An 18,564-nucleotide genomic window follows, 5' to 3' on the forward strand; every position below is an offset into this window, starting at 1 on the left:
CTGCGGGCCCGCCCGCCTCCGTTGCCGGCCTTTGGCCGTGGCCCCCATACTTGACAAGCGGAGGCAGAATTGCTATAATCAAAGCGTTGCCGATGTGCTCGGACAGCGCCGCGCAGCGCTTTGAGCGGTTGGCCTTGGGTGCTGGGGGACAGCCTTTTGCCGGGCCGTGCAGTCCCCAGCGCCAGCGCCGCCTCCCAAAGCTTTGAGCAGCGCTGCCCTGAAAGAAAGGAAGTGCGCGATGAAACAACATAAAAAAGGGCTGGTAATATGGCTGGCCCTGGTGGTGGTGCTGCTGGCAGCCGCGCTGCTGGTAGGCTCCCAGGGCCGCGCCGAAAGCGTACAGCAGGCCATGCGGGACGCGGTGCTCCACGACGAGAACCGGATCGCCCTGTTTGGGGGAAAGACCGTCAGCCCTGGGCTGGTCTCCGCATTTACCGTGACAGGCCTTTTGCTGGCCGGCGCGGCCTGCCTGCGTATTTTTGTCATCCCGAAATTCCGGCTTTCCCCGGGCAGGCTCCAGATGTTGCTGGAGGAGGCGGTGGGACTGTTCGACCGTATGGCCAAAGAAAGCAGCCCCCATCGCAACAGCTTTTTGGGGGCTTATCTTTTTGCCGCCGGGGCCTATATCTTTACCGGCACCCTGTTTGAGCTGCTGGGCCTGCAGGCTGTCACTGCCGCAGGACATCCCATCACGCTGCCCGCGCCCCTGTCAGACGTAAACGCGGCCATTGCCATGGGGGTGCTGTCTTATCTGGTGATTCTCTCCGGGGGCATTGCCGCCAATGGAATCAAGGGTGTGGGCAAAACCCTCAAGGAGTTCTCCCTGCCCATCTCCATGAGCTTCCGCCTGTTTGGCGCCCTGCTCAGCGGCCTGCTGGTGACAGAGCTGGTGTACTACTATGTGAACCTGAGCTTTGTGCTGCCGGTGGTTGTTGGGGTGATGTTCACCCTGCTCCATGCGCTGATACAGAGCTATGTGCTCACCATGCTGGTGGCCCTCTATTACGGCGAGGTGTCTGAGAAAGCGGAGAAGGTGAAAAAGGCACCGTAACGCTGCTGTGCGATAAAGCTGACGGCCCGGCAACTATAACCGCCCCAAAAGCGAAAAAGGGGCATTTTTCAGGAGGTCGACTACATATGAAATTCATTTTTCGCCATAAAAGACTGATCTGCGCCCTGATTGTGGCGCTGCTTACTGTTCTGCTGCTGGCTGTGCCCGCCTTTGCCGCCGGCGAGGGGGCCGAGGCCGCTGCCCAGGCCGCTGACGGAAGCCTGGGAGCCAAGGCCCTGGCCGCTGGCATTGCCGTAGGCCTGGCTGCTGCCGGCGGCGCGGTGGGCATGGGCATTGCCACCGCAAAAACCACAGAGAGCATCTCCCGCCAGCCAGAGGCTGACGGCAAGATCCGCACCACCCTGATGCTGGGCCTGGTGTTTATCGAGACCGCCATCATCTATGCGCTGCTGGTGGTCATTCTGATCATCTTCGTACTGTAAGGGTGGTGGAGAAGCGATGAATGTCCCATTGAATATTGATTGGCAGCAGATTCTGCTCCATTGGCTGAACCTTGCCATTCTCACCGGCGGGCTGTACTTTTTGCTGTTCAAGCCCGTGAAGGCCTTTATGGAAAAGCGGGAGACCCACTATAAGGAGCTGGACCGCCAGGCCGACCAGAAGCTGGAGGAGGCCCGGCAGGTTCAGGAGGAATATCAGTCAAAAATGGCCGCTATGGAGGAGGAGCTGCGCCAGACCCGCATCCAGAGCCAGCAGGCGGTGCAGAAGTCGGTGGAGGAGCAGCTGGCCCAGGCCAAGCTTCAGGCAGAGGAGATCATCAAGGACGCCCGGATTGCTGCGGACCACAGCCGGGAGAAGGCCATAAAGGACTCTCAGCGGGAGCTGAAAAAGCTGGCCGCCGAGGCTGCGGAAAAGCTGGCATTTCACCCAGGGGAGGACCCCTTCGACCAGTTTTTGAATTTGGCGGAGGGAGGGAAGGCCCATGAGAGCCGATAGAGGACACCTCAAGGCTGTTCTGCGCAGCGCCCAGGAGCCCACGCCCCAGCAGCTGCAGCGTTTTGAGGCTTTTTTAAAGCAGACCTACCGCCGCCGGGTGCCGTTGACCTGGGAGAAGGACGACAGCCTGCAGACCGGCTTCCGGCTTCAGGCCGGGTCTGACGTTTATGACTGGACCCCCCATGGACTGGTGCGGCAGTTTCAGGACTATCTGCGCCAGCTGCGCCCCGGCCAGGAGGATATTGTCCCCCTGATGCGGGAGGCGGTGGAGGACTGGTCCCCTGCCGTGGCCCCGGAGGAGATTGGCGAGGTGCTCACCGTGGATGGGGAGATTGCCACCGTGGGCGGGCTGGACCACGCCCAGTACGGAGAGATATTGCTGTTTGAGGGCGGCGTGAAGGGCATGGTGCAGGACCTGCGCCGGGAGGACCTGAGCTGCATCATCTTTGGCGACGCGGAGGCCATCAGCGCCGGCAGCATGGTGCGCCGCACCCTGAAAACCGCCGCCATGCGGGTGGGCGATGGCTTTTTGGGCCGGGTGGTGGACGCCCTGGGTATGCCGGTAGACGGCAAGGGCCCCATTGAGGCTGAGACCCACCGCCCCATTGAGGCCCCCGCCCCGGGCATTCTGGACCGCCAGCCGGTAAACGAGCCCATGGAGACCGGGCTTTTGGCCATTGACTCCATGTTTCCCATTGGCCGGGGCCAGCGGGAGCTGATTATCGGCGACCGGCAGACCGGCAAAACCGCCATTGCCCTGGACACGATTCTCAACCAGAAGGGCAAGAATGTGGTGTGCATCTATGTGGCCATTGGCCAAAAGACCAGCAGCGTGGCCCAGATGGTGGAGAACCTGCGCCGCCGGGGCGCCATGGAGTACACTGCGGTGGTCAACGCCCCTGCGGGGGACAGCGCCGCCCTGCAGTATATCGCCCCCTATGCCGGCTGCGCTCTGGGAGAATACTTTATGTACCAGGGCCGGGACGTGCTGATTGTGTATGACGACCTCTCCAAGCACGCCATTGCCTACCGGGCCCTGAGCCTGCTGCTGGAACGCTCCCCCGGCCGGGAGGCCTACCCGGGAGACGTGTTCTACCTCCACTCCCGCCTGCTGGAGCGGGCGGCCCATCTCAGCGACGAGCTGGGCGGGGGCAGCATGACCGCCCTGCCTATTGTAGAGACCCAGGCAGGGGACGTGTCCGCCTATATTCCTACCAACATCATCTCCATCACCGACGGACAGATTTTTTTGGAGAGCGATCTGTTCTTCTCCGGTCAGCGGCCTGCGGTGAACGTGGGCCTGTCCGTGTCCCGCGTGGGCGGCGATGCCCAGACCAAGGCCATGAAGGCTGCGGCAGGCACCTTGCGCCTTGAGCTGGCCCAGTACCGGGAGATGGAGGTGTTCACTCAGTTTTCCAGCGATCTGGACGAGGCCACCAAGCGGCAGCTGAGCTATGGCCAGGGTCTGATGCGTCTGCTGCGCCAGCCCCAGTACGCCCCCTTCAGCCACCATGGACAGATCATTCTGCTGACAGCGGCCATGGGCCACAAAATGCAGGAGGTTCCTCTGGACCGGCTGGATGCCTTTAAGACCGGGCTGGTAGCCTATGTGGAGCGCCGGGCCGACGACCTGTGTCAGAAGCTGAACGTGACCCGCCGGCTCACCGAGGACGACAGGGAGGATATTCTGGGGCTGACAGCCAGCTACCTCTCCGAGTTCCTGGGCACGGAAAAAGCGGCCGGAAAGAGTGGTGTCTGACATGCCCAGTACCAAGGAGATCAAGACCCACATGGAGAGCGTGGGGGAGACCCGGAAGATCACCAACGCCATGTACCTGATCGCCTCTACCAAGCTGCGCCGGGCCCGGCAGGAGCTGGAAAACACCCGCCCCTATTTTGAGGCCCTGCAGGGGGAGATCAAGCGCATTTTCCGCACGGCGGGTAATGTGGACAGCCATTATTTTTACCCGCCCCAGGGCGCGCCCCCCTTGAACGGCACTTACGGCTGTCTGGTGATTACCGCTGACAAGGGCCTGGCCGGGGCCTATAACCAGAACGCCATCAAGCGGGCCATGGAGCTGCTGAATGCCCACCCGGACACCAAGCTGTTTGTGGTGGGAGAGTATGGCCGGCGTTTTTTTGACAGCCACCGCATTCCCATTGAGCACAGCTTTCTCTATACAGCCCAGAACCCCACCATGATGCGGGCCAGAGAGATCAGCGCATTGCTGCTGGACGGCTTTGACCGGGGGGAGCTGCAGAAGATCTATGTGGTATATACCGACATGGAGAACAGCATGAGCTTTCAGGCCCGGTGCAGCCGCCTGCTGCCCTTTCACCGTAAAATTTTTACAGACACGGCGGAGCATGAGCGTCAGGTGCGGGAGACCTTTGAATTTTTGCCAGACGTGAGAACTGTGCTGAACAGCATGATGCCCAGCTATGTGTCCGGCTTTATTTACAGCGCCCTGATCGACAGCTTCTGCTGCGAGCAGAACGCCCGGATGACAGCCATGGACAGCGCCAACCAGAACGCGGAAAACCTGCTGACGGAGCTGTCCTTGCAGTATAACCGGGTGCGTCAGGCGGGTATTACCCAGGAAATTACAGAAATTTCAGCCGGGGCCAAGGCCCAGCGCCAGAAAAAGGAGAGGTGAGGGATTTGGAAAGAGGAATTATTGTGCGGATATCCGGTCCCGTGGTGGATGTGGAGATCACAGAGGGGGCTCTGCCCCGGCTGCGGGAGGAGCTCACCGTGGAGAAGGACGGCGTGGTGCGGGTGATGGAGGTGGCCCAGCATTTGGGGGCCGCTTTGGTGCGCTGCGTCATGCTCTCCGCCACAGAGGGCCTGCAAAGGGGTCTGGCCGTGGACGTGCCGGGGCACACCATTCAGGTGCCGGTGGGCCGGGCCACTTTGGGGCGCATGTTCAACGTGCTGGGACAGCCCATTGACGGCAAGGGGCCTGTGCCTGAGGGCACGCCCCTGCGGAGCATCTACCGCCAGCCTCCCCGTTTTGAGGAGCAGAGCCCGGCAGTGGAGATTCTGGAGACAGGCATCAAGGTCATCGACCTGCTGGAGCCCTATCCCCGGGGCGGCAAGATCGGCCTGTTCGGCGGCGCGGGCGTGGGGAAAACCGTGCTGATTCAAGAGCTCATTCACAATGTGGCCATGGAGCATGGAGGCTACTCCATCTTCACCGGCGTGGGCGAGCGCAGCCGCGAGGGCAACGACCTGTGGCGGGAGATGCAGGAGAGCGGCGTCAGCGACAAGACCGCTCTGGTGTTCGGCCAGATGAACGAGTCGCCGGGCGTGCGTATGCGGGTGGCCCTCTCCGGGCTGACCATGGCGGAGCATTTCCGGGACAAGGAGCACAAGGACGTGCTGCTGTTTATCGACAATATTTTCCGGTTCGTCCAGGCGGGCAGCGAGGTCTCTACCCTGCTGGGGCGCATGCCCTCGGCGGTGGGCTATCAGCCCAGTCTGGCCAACGAGATGGGCGAGCTGCAGGAGCGGATCACCTCCACCAAGGACGGGTCCGTGACCTCGGTGCAGGCAGTGTATGTGCCTGCCGACGACCTGACCGACCCGGCCACAGCCACCACCTTTGCCCATCTGGACGCCACCACGGTGCTCAGCCGGAAGATTTCCGAGCAGGGCATTTACCCGGCAGTGGACCCCCTGGCCTCCTCCTCCCGGATTTTGGAGGCGGATATTGTGGGGGCTGAGCACTACCGCATTGCCCGGGCGTGTCAGGAGATATTGGAGAAATATAACGAGCTGCAGGACATTATCGCCATTCTGGGCATGGATGAGCTCAGCGAGTCCGACCAGAAGATTGTGGGCCGGGCCCGGCGGCTCCAGCGGTTCTTTGCCCAGCCCACCCATGTGGCGGAGAAATTCACCGGCCTGCCAGGTATTTATGTCCCCCTGCGGGATACCTTGGAGAGCTTTGGCAAGCTGGTAGACGGCGAGCTGGACCAGTATCCGGAGGCGGCTTTCTACAATGTGGGCACCTGGCGGGACGTGATTGCCAAGGCCGAAAAGCTGGAAGCGGGTGAGCTTTGATGGAGACCTTTCAGGTGCACATTCTGGCCGCAGACCGGACCTTTTATGAGGGCCCCTGCGAGAGCCTGACCATCTCCACCTCTGACGGAGAGTTGGGCATCCTGGCCCATCACAGCCCCATGCTGGCTGCGGTGCTGCCAGGGACCCTGCGGTTTCGCATACCGGGGCAGGAGCCCCAGGTGGCGGCAGTGTCCCCGGGCATGGTGAAGGTGGAGGCGAACGAGGTGCTGGTGCTGGTGGACTCTGCCGAGAGGCCGGAGGAGATTGACGCGGCCCGGGCCCGCCGGGAGGCGGACCAGGCCCGGGAGGCCCTGCTGCAAAAGCGCAGCCGCCAGGAGCATCAGGTGGCGCAGGCCACCCTGGCCCGGGCGCTGAACCGCCTGCGGGTCAAGTCCTCGGCCGCCCACCTGGAGCAGTGAGCGGCTGTCTGAGGCTTGATAGAATCAGAAACAAGCTTTCAGCAGAGACAAATTGAGGTTATTCAGAGGAAACGCGAATGACGGAAGATATAATCAGTCAATGGAATCGTGCTGCGCTGAAGTATACAGAGGGCCAGGAAAATTCAGAGTATGCCCAGAGCAATCAAAGAGTAGTCAAGAGTAGATTCCAGCATTTCCATGGTGAAAAAATATTGGATATGGGATGCGGGTATGGTTTTTACTCTGATTATTTCAGAAGCAAGGGAGCAAATGTAACCGGAATTGATGGCTCTGAAAAAATGATTGAAATAGCAAGGGCGCGATATCCTCTGACGGAATTTTGCGTTATGGATATCACCAGGCCCTTGGCTTTTGATCATGGGCGGTTTGACATTGTGTTTTCTAACCAGGTGCTGATGGACGTTGAAAATATTGACTTCATTTTTTCGGAATGCAGCAGGGTGCTGAAAGCGGGAGGGATTCTATATTATTCCATCGTTCATCCCGCGTTTTATGACTGTCAGTGGCTTGAAGATGAGAGCGGATATAGATATGCCAAGGCAATGAGAAGATACATCAAGCCCTATCAATTCAAAAATGAATACTGGGGTGAGACAGAGCATTTCCATCGTTCCTTATCTGATTATCTGAATGCTGCGTCGAAAAATGGATTGGTTTTAAAGCAGGCCTGTGAACCGGTTTCTTATGACGGCATAAAGAAAAACAGCGACTTACCTCTGTTTTTCTTTGCCGAATACCTGAAGTCAGAGTAACAAGGCAGCGTCCAACAGCGGGAGGCCTGGCCTGTGTTTTGTTCAAGAGCTGAGATTTTAGGACAGATAGCGAGGAGAGCCCAGTGCTTTATGAGCAATTCTGACACGGGCGGAGACCATAGACTGGCCGATAGCTTTTTGATGTCCGTTTACTGAGGGGAGGCCCGGCGCAGCCGAGCCTCTTTTTTGCGCTGGCTTTTGGTGGGCGTCCTGGTTTTGCAGGGGCGATTTCAGAAAAAGTGCTTGCTTTTTCCGGCAATCTGGTGTATAATAACTGTATTATACGCCGGTGTGATGGAATTGGCAGACGTGATGGACTCAAAATCCATTGGTAGCGATACCGTGCCGGTTCGAGTCCGGCCACCGGCACCAGCGTGACGCTGGACCTGATTCGCGCACCCACATTGGTGGATGCGCGAAGTTTTTTTGCCCGCCCAGCGTGACGCTGGACCCGATTCGCGCCCCCACGTTGGCAGATACACAGAGTTTTTGGCCCGCGAGTAGGCGGCGTCTTTTTGGCACGGTATGTTATGATTTGATTTAGAGCATAATAAGTCAGAATTGGGAGGCGCATGGGGATGCGGGATGACATTTTAGAGAAATTACAAAATGAAATACACAATAGATGCCTGGCACAAACGAATGTATTTGGGATAGGGTGTTACTACCATATTGTTGCGGTGGTTAACAATGCGGAAGTCTTGGCACGCAAATATGGAGCAGACAGGGAGATTGTCATGATTGCAGCCTGGTTACATGATATTGCCTCTGTTACGGATTATAGCTTGTATGAGCTGCACCATATACATGGGGCTGAAATGGCGGACCGTCTGTTAAAGGAGTATGGCTATGATGATCAAAAAATTTTTCTGGTGCAAGAATGTATCAAAAACCACAGAGGAAGCATAGACGCCAAAAGGAATAGCCTCGAGGAATTATGCGTTGCGGATGCTGACGCAATTTCTTATTTTGATAATATACCGAGTCTGTTATATTTGGCTTATTGCCAAAAAGGTATGGGAATAGAAGAAGGTAAGGAATTCGTAAAACAGAAATTGGCACGAAGCTTTCGGAAATTGTCGCCAGAAAGCAAAAAATACTATCAAGGGAAATTGGAAAGAGCCATGGAGGTTTTGGGCTGAAAACTGACTTGATCAGGGTGACAGCAAGCCCAGCCGTGGCCGTTAAGATTAAAGTGTACGGCGCTTTTAGAGTCAACCTTGACAGCCGCCCGGTTCGATTTGTGGTCCACAAGGCAGGCAAGCGCCAGTAGATATAATGCACTGCGTCATTTGGTTGACCAAAGACAAGACAGGGACCTCTCTCCGGCTATTAGAGCCAGGGAGAGGTCTTTCCCGTTGTAAATGCCCATACCCTCGGGCAGTTTAAAGGAATACCTTGTGAGGATTTCTCATTTGTGATATAATGTGTTCTGATAAACACAAGGAGAAGCCCTGAAGCGCGAAGCGCTTCTCTTTTGCTGCGCATGACTTGGCGATGCCAAGTCACAGCGCCGGACTTCTCCGAGTAGATTTATGATATAATATTTGTCGTAAATCCGCCATTCCTACGGATGGTCTGGCGAAAGGGAATCAAGAATGAAAGGTCGGAGGTCTTCCCGATGGTAACAGGCGCAATCAAAAACAAAATTGATAAGATATGGACGGACATCTGGGCAGGCGGCATTACCAACCCGCTGACTGTGATTGAGCAGCTGACCTATCTGATGTTCATTCGCTCGCTGGACGAGAAGGAGCTGGAAACCGAGGAATTGGAGAATCTTTCTGGGGAGAGGATGGAGCGGATTTTCCCCGCCTCTGAAGCAGGGCAGTCCATGCGGTGGAGCAGGTTTAAAAACGCCGATCCCCGGACCATTTATGAGATTGTGTCCCAGCGGGTTTTTCCGGCCATAAAGAATTGGAAGTGCGGGCAGCTGCCTGATTTCAACGATGCGGGAGAGATGGTGGAGCCGGAAGCGGCCGGGGACAGGGGGAATGAGGGCGGCACTGCCTTTGCCAGGTATATGAGCGACGCCATGTTTCTCATCCCCACGCCCCAGGTCTTGCAGAAGATCATCACCGGCTTGGAGGACCTGTATGAGCACGACATTGGGGAGCTGGATATGCAGGGGGACCTTTATGAGTATATGCTGGGCAAGCTGGCTACTGCCGGGCAAAACGGCCAGTTCCGCACGCCGAAGCATATTCGGGAGATGATGGTGGAGCTGCTGCGGCCCACTCCCGACGACCTGATCTGCGACCCGGCCTGCGGCACAGCGGGCTTTCTGGTCTCGTCGGCAGAGTACATCAGAGCCCAATATGAGGACGCTATGTCCCCAGAGCAGTGGGAGCATTTTGCGGGGCCCATGTTCACTGGCTTTGACACAGACCGCACCATGCTGCGCATTTCCGCCATGAACCTGATGCTTCACTCCATCCGCCGCCCGAGGGTGGAGTATCAGGACAGCGTGTCAAAGCAGAACCAGATTGCCGATCAGTTCACGGTGTGTCTTGCCAACCCGCCCTTCAAGGGCACGGTAGACGCGGAGAGCATCCACGACAACCTGAAGGCTGTAACCCAGACCAAAAAGACCGAGCTGCTGTTTCTGGCGCTGTTTTTGCGGATGCTGAAAAAGGGGGGCCGCTGCGCCTGTATTGTGCCGGACGGCGTACTGTTCGGCTCGTCAAAGGCGCACAAATCCATCCGCAGAGAGCTGGTGGAAAATCACCAGCTGCGGGCTGTAATATCCATGCCCTCCGGGGTGTTCAAGCCCTACGCGGGAGTGTCCACGGCAGTGCTGGTGTTCACCAAAACCGGCGCGGGCGGCACAGAAAAGGTGTGGTTCTACGAGATGAAGGCCGATGGGTTCAGCCTGGACGACAAGCGCGCCGAAACCCAGGAGAACGACATTCCCGACCTCCTCCGGCGGTTCCACGACCTGGACGGGGAAGCCGCCCGCCTGCGCACCCAGCAGAGCTTTCTGGTGCCCAAGGCCGAAATTGCCGAAAACGGCTACGACCTGTCCATCAACAAGTACAAGCAGGTGGAGTATGTGCCGGTGGAGTACCCGCCGACGGAGGAGATTCTGGACGAGCTGGAGCGGATAGAAGAGGAGATTGCAGCGGGGCTGCGGGAGTTGAGGGGGATGGTGTGATGATACAGTTAGGTGACATTTGTACAAAGGCATCCTCGAATATTGCGCAGAAGGATTTGGAAGACTGTGACGGTATTTACCCAATTTATGGCGCAAGCGGCTTAATCAAGTATATAGATTTCTATCAGCAACCTAACCCATATGTAGCTGTGGTAAAGGATGGGGCTGGCGTAGGAAGAATTATGCTGTTGCCAGCAAAGTCGTCGGTGATAGGAACCATGCAATATATTTTGCCCAATAAAGGCACCAATGTGGCATACCTTGCATACGCGATGGAGCACATGGGACTTGCAAAATACTATACGGGTGCTACAATTCCTCATATCTACTTTAAGGATTATTGCAAAGAATTGCTTCGGGAGCATTGTGAAAGTGAACAGCAGGAAATTGCCGCTGTACTGGACAAGCTAACTGGCCTGATTTCCCTCCGCAAGCAGCAACTTGCCAAGCTGGACGAGCTGGTCAAGTCGCGGTTTGTAGAGATGTTTGGGGACCCAACAATAAATTCATTGGGCTGGCCTGTAAGAAAATTCAAAGATATTAGTATTGTCATAACTGATGGTGAACATATAACACCACGCAGGAAAGAAAATGGAATTTATTTACTATCTGCGCGGAATATATTGAACCATATGCTCAACCTTGATAACGTAGATTATATAGACAATGATGAATATAACAGAATAGCACGTCGCATCATTCCTCAAAAAGGTGATGTACTTATTTCGTGCTCTGGAAGTATAGGCCGATGTTGCGTGGTTCCCGATAGATTGAAGTTTCAAATGGTTCGAAGTGTAGCATTAGTTCGCTTTAATTCTAATATCAATCCCATTTTTGCTGAATGGCTAATTGTCTCAGATGAGTTACAACGCCAAATTTCTAACTCAGCTACTCAATCTTCACAAGCTAATTTGTTTCAAGGTAAAATAAGAGAGTTGCGAGGATATGTTCCACCAAAAGATTTACAAGATTTATTCGCTGCGTTTGTGAGTCAAGTTAATGAATCAAAAAGCAAAATTCTCAAGGCACTGGCCCAACTGGAAACCCTAAAAAAATCCCTGATGCAACAATATTTTAGCTGAAAGGCAGGTGTATGAACATGACCAACTTCTCTTTCCTCTCCTCCCACCCCCAATACGCCCTCTTCACCCCCGCCGCCATAGAGGCGGAAAGGGTCTGCGCCACCTCGCCGGCCATGTGCGCTGTGGGCTGCCGCAAAGCCTTGGAGCTGGCGGTGAAATGGGTGTACTCCGCCGACAATACCATGCGCATGCCCTACAAAAACAACCTGCAGTCCCTGATTCACGAGCCCAGCTTCCGCTTTGCCGTGGACAGCCAGACCTGGGGCAAGCTGCCCTTTATCATCCGGCTGGGCAACCTGGCGGTGCACACCGAGCGCAGCGTGGGGGAGAGGGAGGCCTGGGTCTCCCTCAAGGGGCTGTTTGAGTTCATCCAGTGGGTCGACTACTGTTATGGCAGCGACTACGCGGAGCGGCAGTTTGACCAGTCGCTGGTGCCCACAGAGCTGCTTTCGGTGGACTCCCAACGGGTCAGAGAGCAGGAGAGCCTGCTGGGGGAAAAGGAATCGGAGATTGAGGCGCTGCGGGCGCAGATCCGGCGGATGTCCGGTCAGCTCACTGCGGCCAAAGACCGCCGCCAGCAGGAGCGCAGTTTTGTGCCAGAGGACCTCTCTGAGTTTGAGACGCGGAAAATATATATTGATGTGGACATGAAGCTGATGGGGTGGCGGTTCACCGGTGCGGACGGGGATGTGCAGGAGGAGTATCCGGTGGAGGGTATGCCCAACGGAGCCCAGGCAGGGGCTGCGGACTATGTCCTCTTTGGCAAGGACGGCCTGCCCCTGGCGGTTGTAGAGGCCAAGCGCACCAGCAAGGACCCCAACACCGGCCGCAAGCAGGCCATGCTTTACGCGGACTGTCTGGAACGCAAATTTGGCCGCCGGCCTATGATGTTCACCACCAACGGGTTTGAGACTTACTTTTGGGACGACCGGACCGGCCCCCAGCGGAAGGTCAGCGGTATTTTCAGCAAGGATGACCTGCAAAAGCTGATGAACCGCCGGACCCAGCGGCTGAATTTGGGCGAAGTGCCCATTGACGACCGGATTACCGACCGCTACTACCAGAAGGAGGCTGTCCGCGCTGTGTGCGGGCAGATAGAGCAGGGCTTTCGCAAGCATCTTCTGGTCATGGCCACCGGCGCCGGAAAAACCCGGACAGCCTCCAGCCTGACAGATGTGCTCAGCCGGGGCGGGTATGTGACGAATATTCTGTTTTTGGCCGACCGCACCGCGCTGGTCAAGCAGGCGAAGGATGACTTCAAGCATTATCTGCCCCACATGTCCCTGTGCAATCTTTGCGCCAATAAGGACGACAGAAATGCGCGCATCATATTTTCTACCTATCCTACCATTCTTCACGCCATTGATGAGACCAAGACAGAAGACGGCCAGCGGCTGTTTACCCCCGCCCATTTTGATCTGATCATCATTGACGAGAGCCACCGGAGTATTTTTAAAAAGTACCGGGCCATTTTCGAGTATTTTGACGCCCAGATGGTGGGCCTGACCGCTACGCCCAAAACCGACGTGGACCGCAACACCTACGACTTCTTTGAGATGGAGCACGGCGTACCCACCTATGCCTACGACTATGAGACGGCGGTGTCCCAAGACCATGTGCTGGTCCCCTACTATAATTACGAGGTCAAGACCCGGTTTTTGGAGGAGGGAATCAGCTATGACCAGCTGTCGGAGGAGGACAAGGCGCGGTATGAGGAGGACTTTGTGGAAGACGGCTATGTGCCTGCCTTTGTGCCCTCCGCCGCGCTGAACAAGTTTGTGTTCAACGAGACAACGGTAGACACGGTATTGCAGGACCTGATGGAGCGGGGCGTCAAAACCGCAGGCGGCGACCGTGTGGGCAGCTCTATTATTTTCGCCCAAAGCAAGCGTCATGCCGAGTACATTGTAGAGCGTTTCAACAAGCTCTACCCCCAATATATGGGATCTTTTATGCAGCGGGTGGTTTGCGGCGACTCCTATGCCCAGACCGTGATCGATGACTTTAAGGCAGGGGACAGGCCCCCCTGGATCGTGGTGTCTGTAGACATGATGGATACGGGCATTGATGTGCCGGAATGCGTCAATCTGGTGTTCTTCAAAAGAGTGCGTTCCAAAACCAAGTTCTGGCAGATGATTGGGCGCGGTACCCGGCTCTGCAAGGGCCTGGCCTGCACAGACCAGATCGACGGGGAATATACGGATAAAAGGCGTTTTCTCATTTTTGACTATTGCGGCAACTTTGAGTTCTTCCGGCAGCATAAAGAGGGTTATGAGTCCCGGGAGACCAAAACCCTGTCGGAGAATATTTTCGGCAAGCAGGTCAGGCTGATCAGCCTGCTGCAAGAGAGCGCATATGCCGGCGACGCCTGCCAGGCCTGGCGTTCTGAGCTGGCAGGCCTCTGCCAGGGGCAGGTTGCGCAGCTGAACCAGAGTCTGGTCTCGGTGCGGCTGCGGCTGCAGTTTGTTGAGAAATTCAAAAGCCCCCAGGCCTTTGTCCATATCAGCGAGGAAGACAAGGGGGAGCTCATCCAGTATATCGCGCCCCTTATGCAGCTGAAGGAGGCGGACGAGTTTGCCAAGCGTTTCGATAATTTTATGTATGGGCTCATACTGGCTTTTATGGAGCAGACACCCGCCTTTTCCCGGGCAAAAAGACAGCTGCGGGAGATTGGGGAGGCCCTGGAAGCGAAGGCGAATATTCCCCAGGTGAAAGAGAAGCTTGAGACCATCCAGTGGATTGGCACAGACGAATTCTGGGCAGCGGGCGATGCGCTTCTGTTTGAAAGGGTGAGGGCGGAGCTCCGCGGCCTCATCCAGTTTTTGAATGAGAGCGGCAGCGGAGACCCTGTGTTTACCCGGCTGGCCGACCCGATTATTGCGCAGAGCGAGGGGCTGCTGCTTGAAGCGGCCTATGACTTTGAGGACTACCGGGCAAAGGTCAACCGCTATGTCAATGAGAACGGCCACATGCTGGCCATCCACAAGCTGACCCATAATGTCCCCCTGTCCCCCAACGACTATCAGGAGCTGGAACGGGTGCTGACCACAGAGCTGGGCGACGAGCAGGACTACCGCAGGGAGTTCGGGGACACTCCCTTTGGGCTGCTGGTGCGGAAAATCGCCAGGCTGGACCACGACGCCGCCATGCAGGCCTTTTCCGCTTTTATCAATGACCAGTCGCTGAATCAGAGGCAGATCGCTTTTGTCCATAAAATCATCAGCCACATCGAGCAGAACGGGTACATGGAGAGTATGGCGGAGCTGCAAAGGCCGCCTTTTGATAAGCCGGTGAGCTTTGTCAAGCTGTTCAGTCCAGAGGTCAGGGGCAAGCTGCTGGACGCCATCAATCAGGTCAAGGAGAACGCCACCATAGTGGTAGCCTGATAAAAAGGGGCGGACGGACTTTTGGGCCAGTGGAGCTGGACCGGGAAAGGTCCGCGCTTTGCCGGAAAGCCTCCTCTTTATTTTCTCCCGCTGTTGACTTGTCCGCCGCCGGGAGTGTATAATTAAGGGAAAATGACTGGGAGGTATCATGCTATGGATATGAAATTCGCCCGCATCACCCTGGACCCGGAGCATCGGATCAGCCGGGTGGACAAGCGTATATATGGCTCCTTTGTGGAGCACCTGGGCCGGGCGGTGTACGGCGGGGTGTGGCAGCCCGGCCATGCCAGCGCCGACGAGGAGGGCTTCCGCCGGGATGTGCTGGACCTGGTGCGGGAGCTTCAGGTGCCGATTGTCCGTTATCCCGGGGGCAACTTTGTCTCTAACTTCTACTGGGAGGACAGCGTGGGCCCGGTGGCCCAGCGTCCCCGCCGTTTAGAGCTGGCCTGGCGCAGCACCGAGACCAATGAGGTGGGCGTCAACGAGTTTGCACGCTGGGCCAAAAAGGCCGGCACAGACCTGATGATGGCCGTCAACCTGGGCACCCGGGGCATTGACGCGGCCTGCAATCTGCTGGAATACTGCAACCACCCCTCTGGCACCAAGTATAGCGATATGCGCATTGCCCATGGGGTGCAGGAGCCCCATCATATCAAGACCTGGTGCCTGGGCAACGAGATGGACGGCCCCTGGCAGGTGGGCCACAAGACGGCCCGGGAGTATGGCCGCCTGGCCGACGAGACTGCCAAGGCCCTGCGGCAGATTGACCCCACAGTGGAGCTGGTGGCCTGCGGCAGCTCCAACACCGGCATGCCCAGCTATCCCCAGTGGGAGGCCACGGTGTTGGAGGAGGCCTACAACAGCGTGGACTACATCTCTCTGCACACCTACTACGGCAACCGGTTGAACGACACCGCCAACTTCCTGGCCTGCTCTGACGATATGGACCGGTTCATCAGAACAGTGGTGGCGACCTGCGACTTTGTCAAGGCCAAAAAGCGGGCAAAGAAGGACATTATGCTCAGCTTTGACGAGTGGAATGTCTGGTTCCACAGCGACGCCTCAGACAGCGACACCATGCAGAACCGCCCCTGGTCGGTGGCCCCCCACCTGTTGGAGGACCAGTATAATTTTGAAGACGCGCTGCTGGTGGGGCTGATGCTGATCACCCTGCTCAAGCACAGCGACCGGGTGCGCATGGCCTGCCTTGCCCAGCTGGTCAACGTGATTGCCCCCATTATGACCGAGGAGAACGGCCCGGCCTGGCGGCAGACCATCTACTATCCCTATCTCCACGCCTCAAAGTATGGCCGCGGCGTGGCCCTGAACACCGCCCAGCGCGCCTCTAAGCACGACACCAAGGAGTTCACCGATGTCACCGACGTGGAGACCGTGGCTGTGTGGGACGATGAAAAAGAGGAGCTCACGGTATTTGCTGTCAACCGGGACCTGGAAAATGCCATTGTTCTGGAGAGCGACCTGCGGGCCTTTGAGGGCTACCAGCTGGCGGAACACATCGTGTTGGAGCACGAGGATTTTAAGGCGGTGAACTCCGCTGCCGGGGAGGCTGTGGCCCCCTCCACGGTGGAGGACAGGGACCAGATGGAGGACGGGCTGCTGAGGTCCCGGCTGGGCCCTGCCTCCTGGAATGTGATCCGGCTGAAAAAAAGCTGAGAGTTCCCTGGAATCTACAAGATTTTTTCATATCTTTCTGCTATACTGAGCAGGGCTTGTTTGAAAATAGAGGAAATGACGGAATTTTGACCAGAAGCGGTCAGCTTCAAGGAGAAGAACCGCTGTAGTTCGCTACGCTAACTACGCCAATACTTGCGTATTACGAGGATTTTCGACGCAGAAGATGGCTGCTTCTGGGTAAAAAGACGGCGTTTTCGATTTTTCAAACAAGCCCTAGATAAGGATACGGAATCAACAGCAGGAGGTCAGCATTATGGCAAATTGGAAGGAAATCAGCCAGACGGCCCGGGCCAATGTCCGTCTGGCCGCAAAACAGCTGAAGGAGAAAAACCGGCGTCTGGCTGCGGCCAACCGGCTGCGCACTGCCATTCGCTGCCAGGAGAAGGCTGCGGAAAAGGAATATCTGGCCCTGGGCCGGTACTATTACAATGCCCTGCGGGACCCGGACAACCCGGTGGCCGAGGCCCATTGCCTGCGTCTGGACCAGCTTTTGGCCCAGCGGGACAGCGCTTTGGAGAGCCTGGAACAGGTGGTGCGCCAGCAGCATGCGATTGCGGTCATCGGCGGGGCGGACGGGCCTACCGCTGTGTTTGTCACCGCCACGGTAAAGCCCCGGAAGAAGAGCACCCTGTTCCATTTTGACAAGGGGCCGGTAGAGATTACCGTCACCCGGGAGGAAGACGCGGAGTACAACCCTGAGGACCCGGACAGCGAGGAGATCGACCTTTCGGATGTGGAGAGCTTTGACCAGGACCCTATGCCCCAGGAAGAGGCCCGGCCGGATGGGCCTGCAGGGGAGGGGGCGGCTCCGTCCGCAGCAGAACCCGAGATTCCGCCTGCGGCAGAACCCGAGATTCCGCCTGCGGCGGAACTCGACGAGAATGACGGCCTGCCCTTTGAATAATCGTCTGGGAGGAAATGGGGAATGTCAACGGAGATTATAAAGGACATTGTCTGCCCGCAGTGCGGGGAGACGCAGAAATACCGGCTGTACACCAGTGTCAACGCCCAGCAGAACCCAGAGCTCAAGCAGAGCATTCTGGACGAGACCCTGTTTGACTGGCGCTGCCAGCGGTGCAGCTATTTTGCGGCCATGGCCTACCCCTTTGTATACCTGGACAATCAGGCGGGGTATGTGGTGTGCGTTACGCCTGGGGGGGCCGGCAGCGCGGTAGAGGCGACCGAGCCCCTGAAGGGCTATGTCCGCCGCCGGGTGAAGAACCTGGCTGAGCTCAAGGAGAAGATTCTGATTTTTGACAGCGGCCTGGACGACCTGGCGGTGGAGCTGATGAAGAACGCCCTGTGCACCATCATCCGGCGCAGCTATGGCAATGCCCGGCTGCACGCCTATTTCAGCAAGGCAGAGGGGGAGAAAATGGACTTTGCCATTTTTGTGCCCCGGCAGCTGGAGCCTGTGTACCACTCTACCCGGGTGGAGGTGTACAAGCAGTCTCAGGAGGTGCTGCGCACTCTGGACTACACGGACCCAGAGGGCTTTGCCACTGTGGACGCCAGGCTTGCCAAGCGGATGATTGAGGAATATCAGAACGCGTGAGGTGATATTATGGCAAGCAGCTACTATAAGCCCTGCCCGGAGCTGGATATCTGCAATGCCCTGATTGAGACCTATTGGAAGGCCGGAAGGTATGACAAATGCCTGGAGGGCTTTCTCCCCTTGGCGGAGCAAGGGTATCCCCTGGCGGAATGCCAGGCGGGGTACTTTTACTGGGAAGGGCTGGGTGTGGAAAAGGACCCGGAAAAGGCCTTTTACTGGACCCGGCGGGCGGCGGAGCACGGCGACTGGGACGGCCAGTATAATCTGGCGGAGTTCTACGAAAAGGGAGAGTGCACAGCCCCTGACATGGAACAGGCCCGCCGCTGGTATTTGCAGGCGGCGCGGCAGGGGCACCAGTTGGCGGTGAAACGGTGCCGGGAGCTGGGGCTCTCTTTAAACGAATAGACCAAAAAAGACCCGGCCGGT

General features: G+C 57.2%; 16 protein-coding genes and 1 tRNA gene. All 17 read left to right on the forward strand.

What is annotated here, in order from left to right; all coding sequences use genetic code 11:
* Positions 1-238 precede the first annotated feature (238 nt).
* The 17 genes from ACTO5E_RS00095 (at position 239) to ACTO5E_RS00175 (ending at position 18,543) form a co-directional block, all read left to right on the forward strand.
* A complete protein-coding gene (locus ACTO5E_RS00095) occupies positions 239-1,051 on the forward strand; it encodes a F0F1 ATP synthase subunit A (RefSeq protein ID WP_482300487.1) in 813 nt (270 codons plus the stop codon).
* A gap of 86 nt (positions 1,052-1,137) precedes the next feature.
* A complete protein-coding gene (gene atpE / locus ACTO5E_RS00100; RefSeq protein WP_482300488.1) occupies positions 1,138-1,494 on the forward strand; it encodes an ATP synthase F0 subunit C in 357 nt (118 codons plus the stop codon).
* A 16-nt stretch (positions 1,495-1,510) separates the two neighbouring features.
* Entirely contained in the window at positions 1,511-2,008 is a 498-nt protein-coding gene (locus ACTO5E_RS00105; RefSeq protein WP_482300490.1) for a F0F1 ATP synthase subunit B, read from the forward strand.
* Complete coding sequence (gene atpA, locus ACTO5E_RS00110) at positions 1,995-3,767, forward strand: F0F1 ATP synthase subunit alpha (RefSeq protein WP_482300492.1); 1,773 nt, start codon at positions 1,995-1,997, stop codon at positions 3,765-3,767. The genes ACTO5E_RS00105 and atpA overlap by 14 nt, the downstream gene beginning before the upstream one ends.
* Before the next feature lies 1 nt (position 3,768).
* Positions 3,769-4,665, forward strand: coding sequence for an ATP synthase F1 subunit gamma (gene atpG / locus ACTO5E_RS00115; RefSeq protein WP_482300494.1), 897 nt, complete (start codon positions 3,769-3,771; stop codon positions 4,663-4,665).
* 5 nt (positions 4,666-4,670) lie between these two features.
* Positions 4,671-6,074: a F0F1 ATP synthase subunit beta gene (gene atpD, locus ACTO5E_RS00120; RefSeq protein ID WP_482300496.1), complete on the forward strand. Its 1,404-nt coding sequence runs from the start codon at positions 4,671-4,673 to the stop codon at positions 6,072-6,074.
* Entirely contained in the window at positions 6,074-6,493 is a 420-nt protein-coding gene (atpC, locus tag ACTO5E_RS00125; protein WP_482300498.1) for an ATP synthase F1 subunit epsilon, read from the forward strand. Before atpD ends, atpC begins: the two co-directional genes overlap by 1 nt.
* Before the next feature lie 77 nt (positions 6,494-6,570).
* Positions 6,571-7,266: a class I SAM-dependent methyltransferase gene (locus ACTO5E_RS00130; RefSeq protein WP_482300499.1), complete on the forward strand. Its 696-nt coding sequence runs from the start codon at positions 6,571-6,573 to the stop codon at positions 7,264-7,266.
* 285 nt (positions 7,267-7,551) lie between these two features.
* A tRNA-Leu gene (locus ACTO5E_RS00135) sits at positions 7,552-7,638 on the forward strand.
* Positions 7,639-7,844: 206 nt separating this feature from the next.
* Entirely contained in the window at positions 7,845-8,408 is a 564-nt protein-coding gene (locus ACTO5E_RS00140; protein ID WP_482300500.1) for an HD domain-containing protein, read from the forward strand.
* Between the two features lie 479 nt (positions 8,409-8,887).
* On the forward strand, positions 8,888-10,420 hold the full coding sequence (locus tag ACTO5E_RS00145; protein WP_482300501.1) for a class I SAM-dependent DNA methyltransferase: 1,533 nt from the start codon (positions 8,888-8,890) through the stop codon (positions 10,418-10,420).
* Complete coding sequence (locus tag ACTO5E_RS00150) at positions 10,420-11,502, forward strand: restriction endonuclease subunit S (protein WP_482300502.1); 1,083 nt, start codon at positions 10,420-10,422, stop codon at positions 11,500-11,502. The genes ACTO5E_RS00145 and ACTO5E_RS00150 overlap by 1 nt, the downstream gene beginning before the upstream one ends.
* A 17-nt stretch (positions 11,503-11,519) precedes the next feature.
* On the forward strand, positions 11,520-14,888 hold the full coding sequence (locus ACTO5E_RS00155) for a DEAD/DEAH box helicase family protein (RefSeq protein ID WP_482300504.1): 3,369 nt from the start codon (positions 11,520-11,522) through the stop codon (positions 14,886-14,888).
* 159 nt (positions 14,889-15,047) lie between these two features.
* Positions 15,048-16,562: an arabinosylfuranosidase ArfA gene (arfA, locus tag ACTO5E_RS00160; RefSeq protein WP_482300585.1), complete on the forward strand. Its 1,515-nt coding sequence runs from the start codon at positions 15,048-15,050 to the stop codon at positions 16,560-16,562.
* Between the two features lie 274 nt (positions 16,563-16,836).
* Positions 16,837-17,487: a hypothetical protein gene (locus ACTO5E_RS00165; protein WP_482300505.1), complete on the forward strand. Its 651-nt coding sequence runs from the start codon at positions 16,837-16,839 to the stop codon at positions 17,485-17,487.
* A 21-nt stretch (positions 17,488-17,508) separates the two neighbouring features.
* Complete coding sequence (locus ACTO5E_RS00170) at positions 17,509-18,138, forward strand: CpXC domain-containing protein (RefSeq protein WP_482300506.1); 630 nt, start codon at positions 17,509-17,511, stop codon at positions 18,136-18,138.
* A 9-nt stretch (positions 18,139-18,147) separates the two neighbouring features.
* Positions 18,148-18,543: a tetratricopeptide repeat protein gene (locus ACTO5E_RS00175; protein ID WP_482300508.1), complete on the forward strand. Its 396-nt coding sequence runs from the start codon at positions 18,148-18,150 to the stop codon at positions 18,541-18,543.
* Positions 18,544-18,564 lie beyond the last annotated feature (21 nt).

This window comes from Acutalibacter sp., from assembly GCF_056800975.1.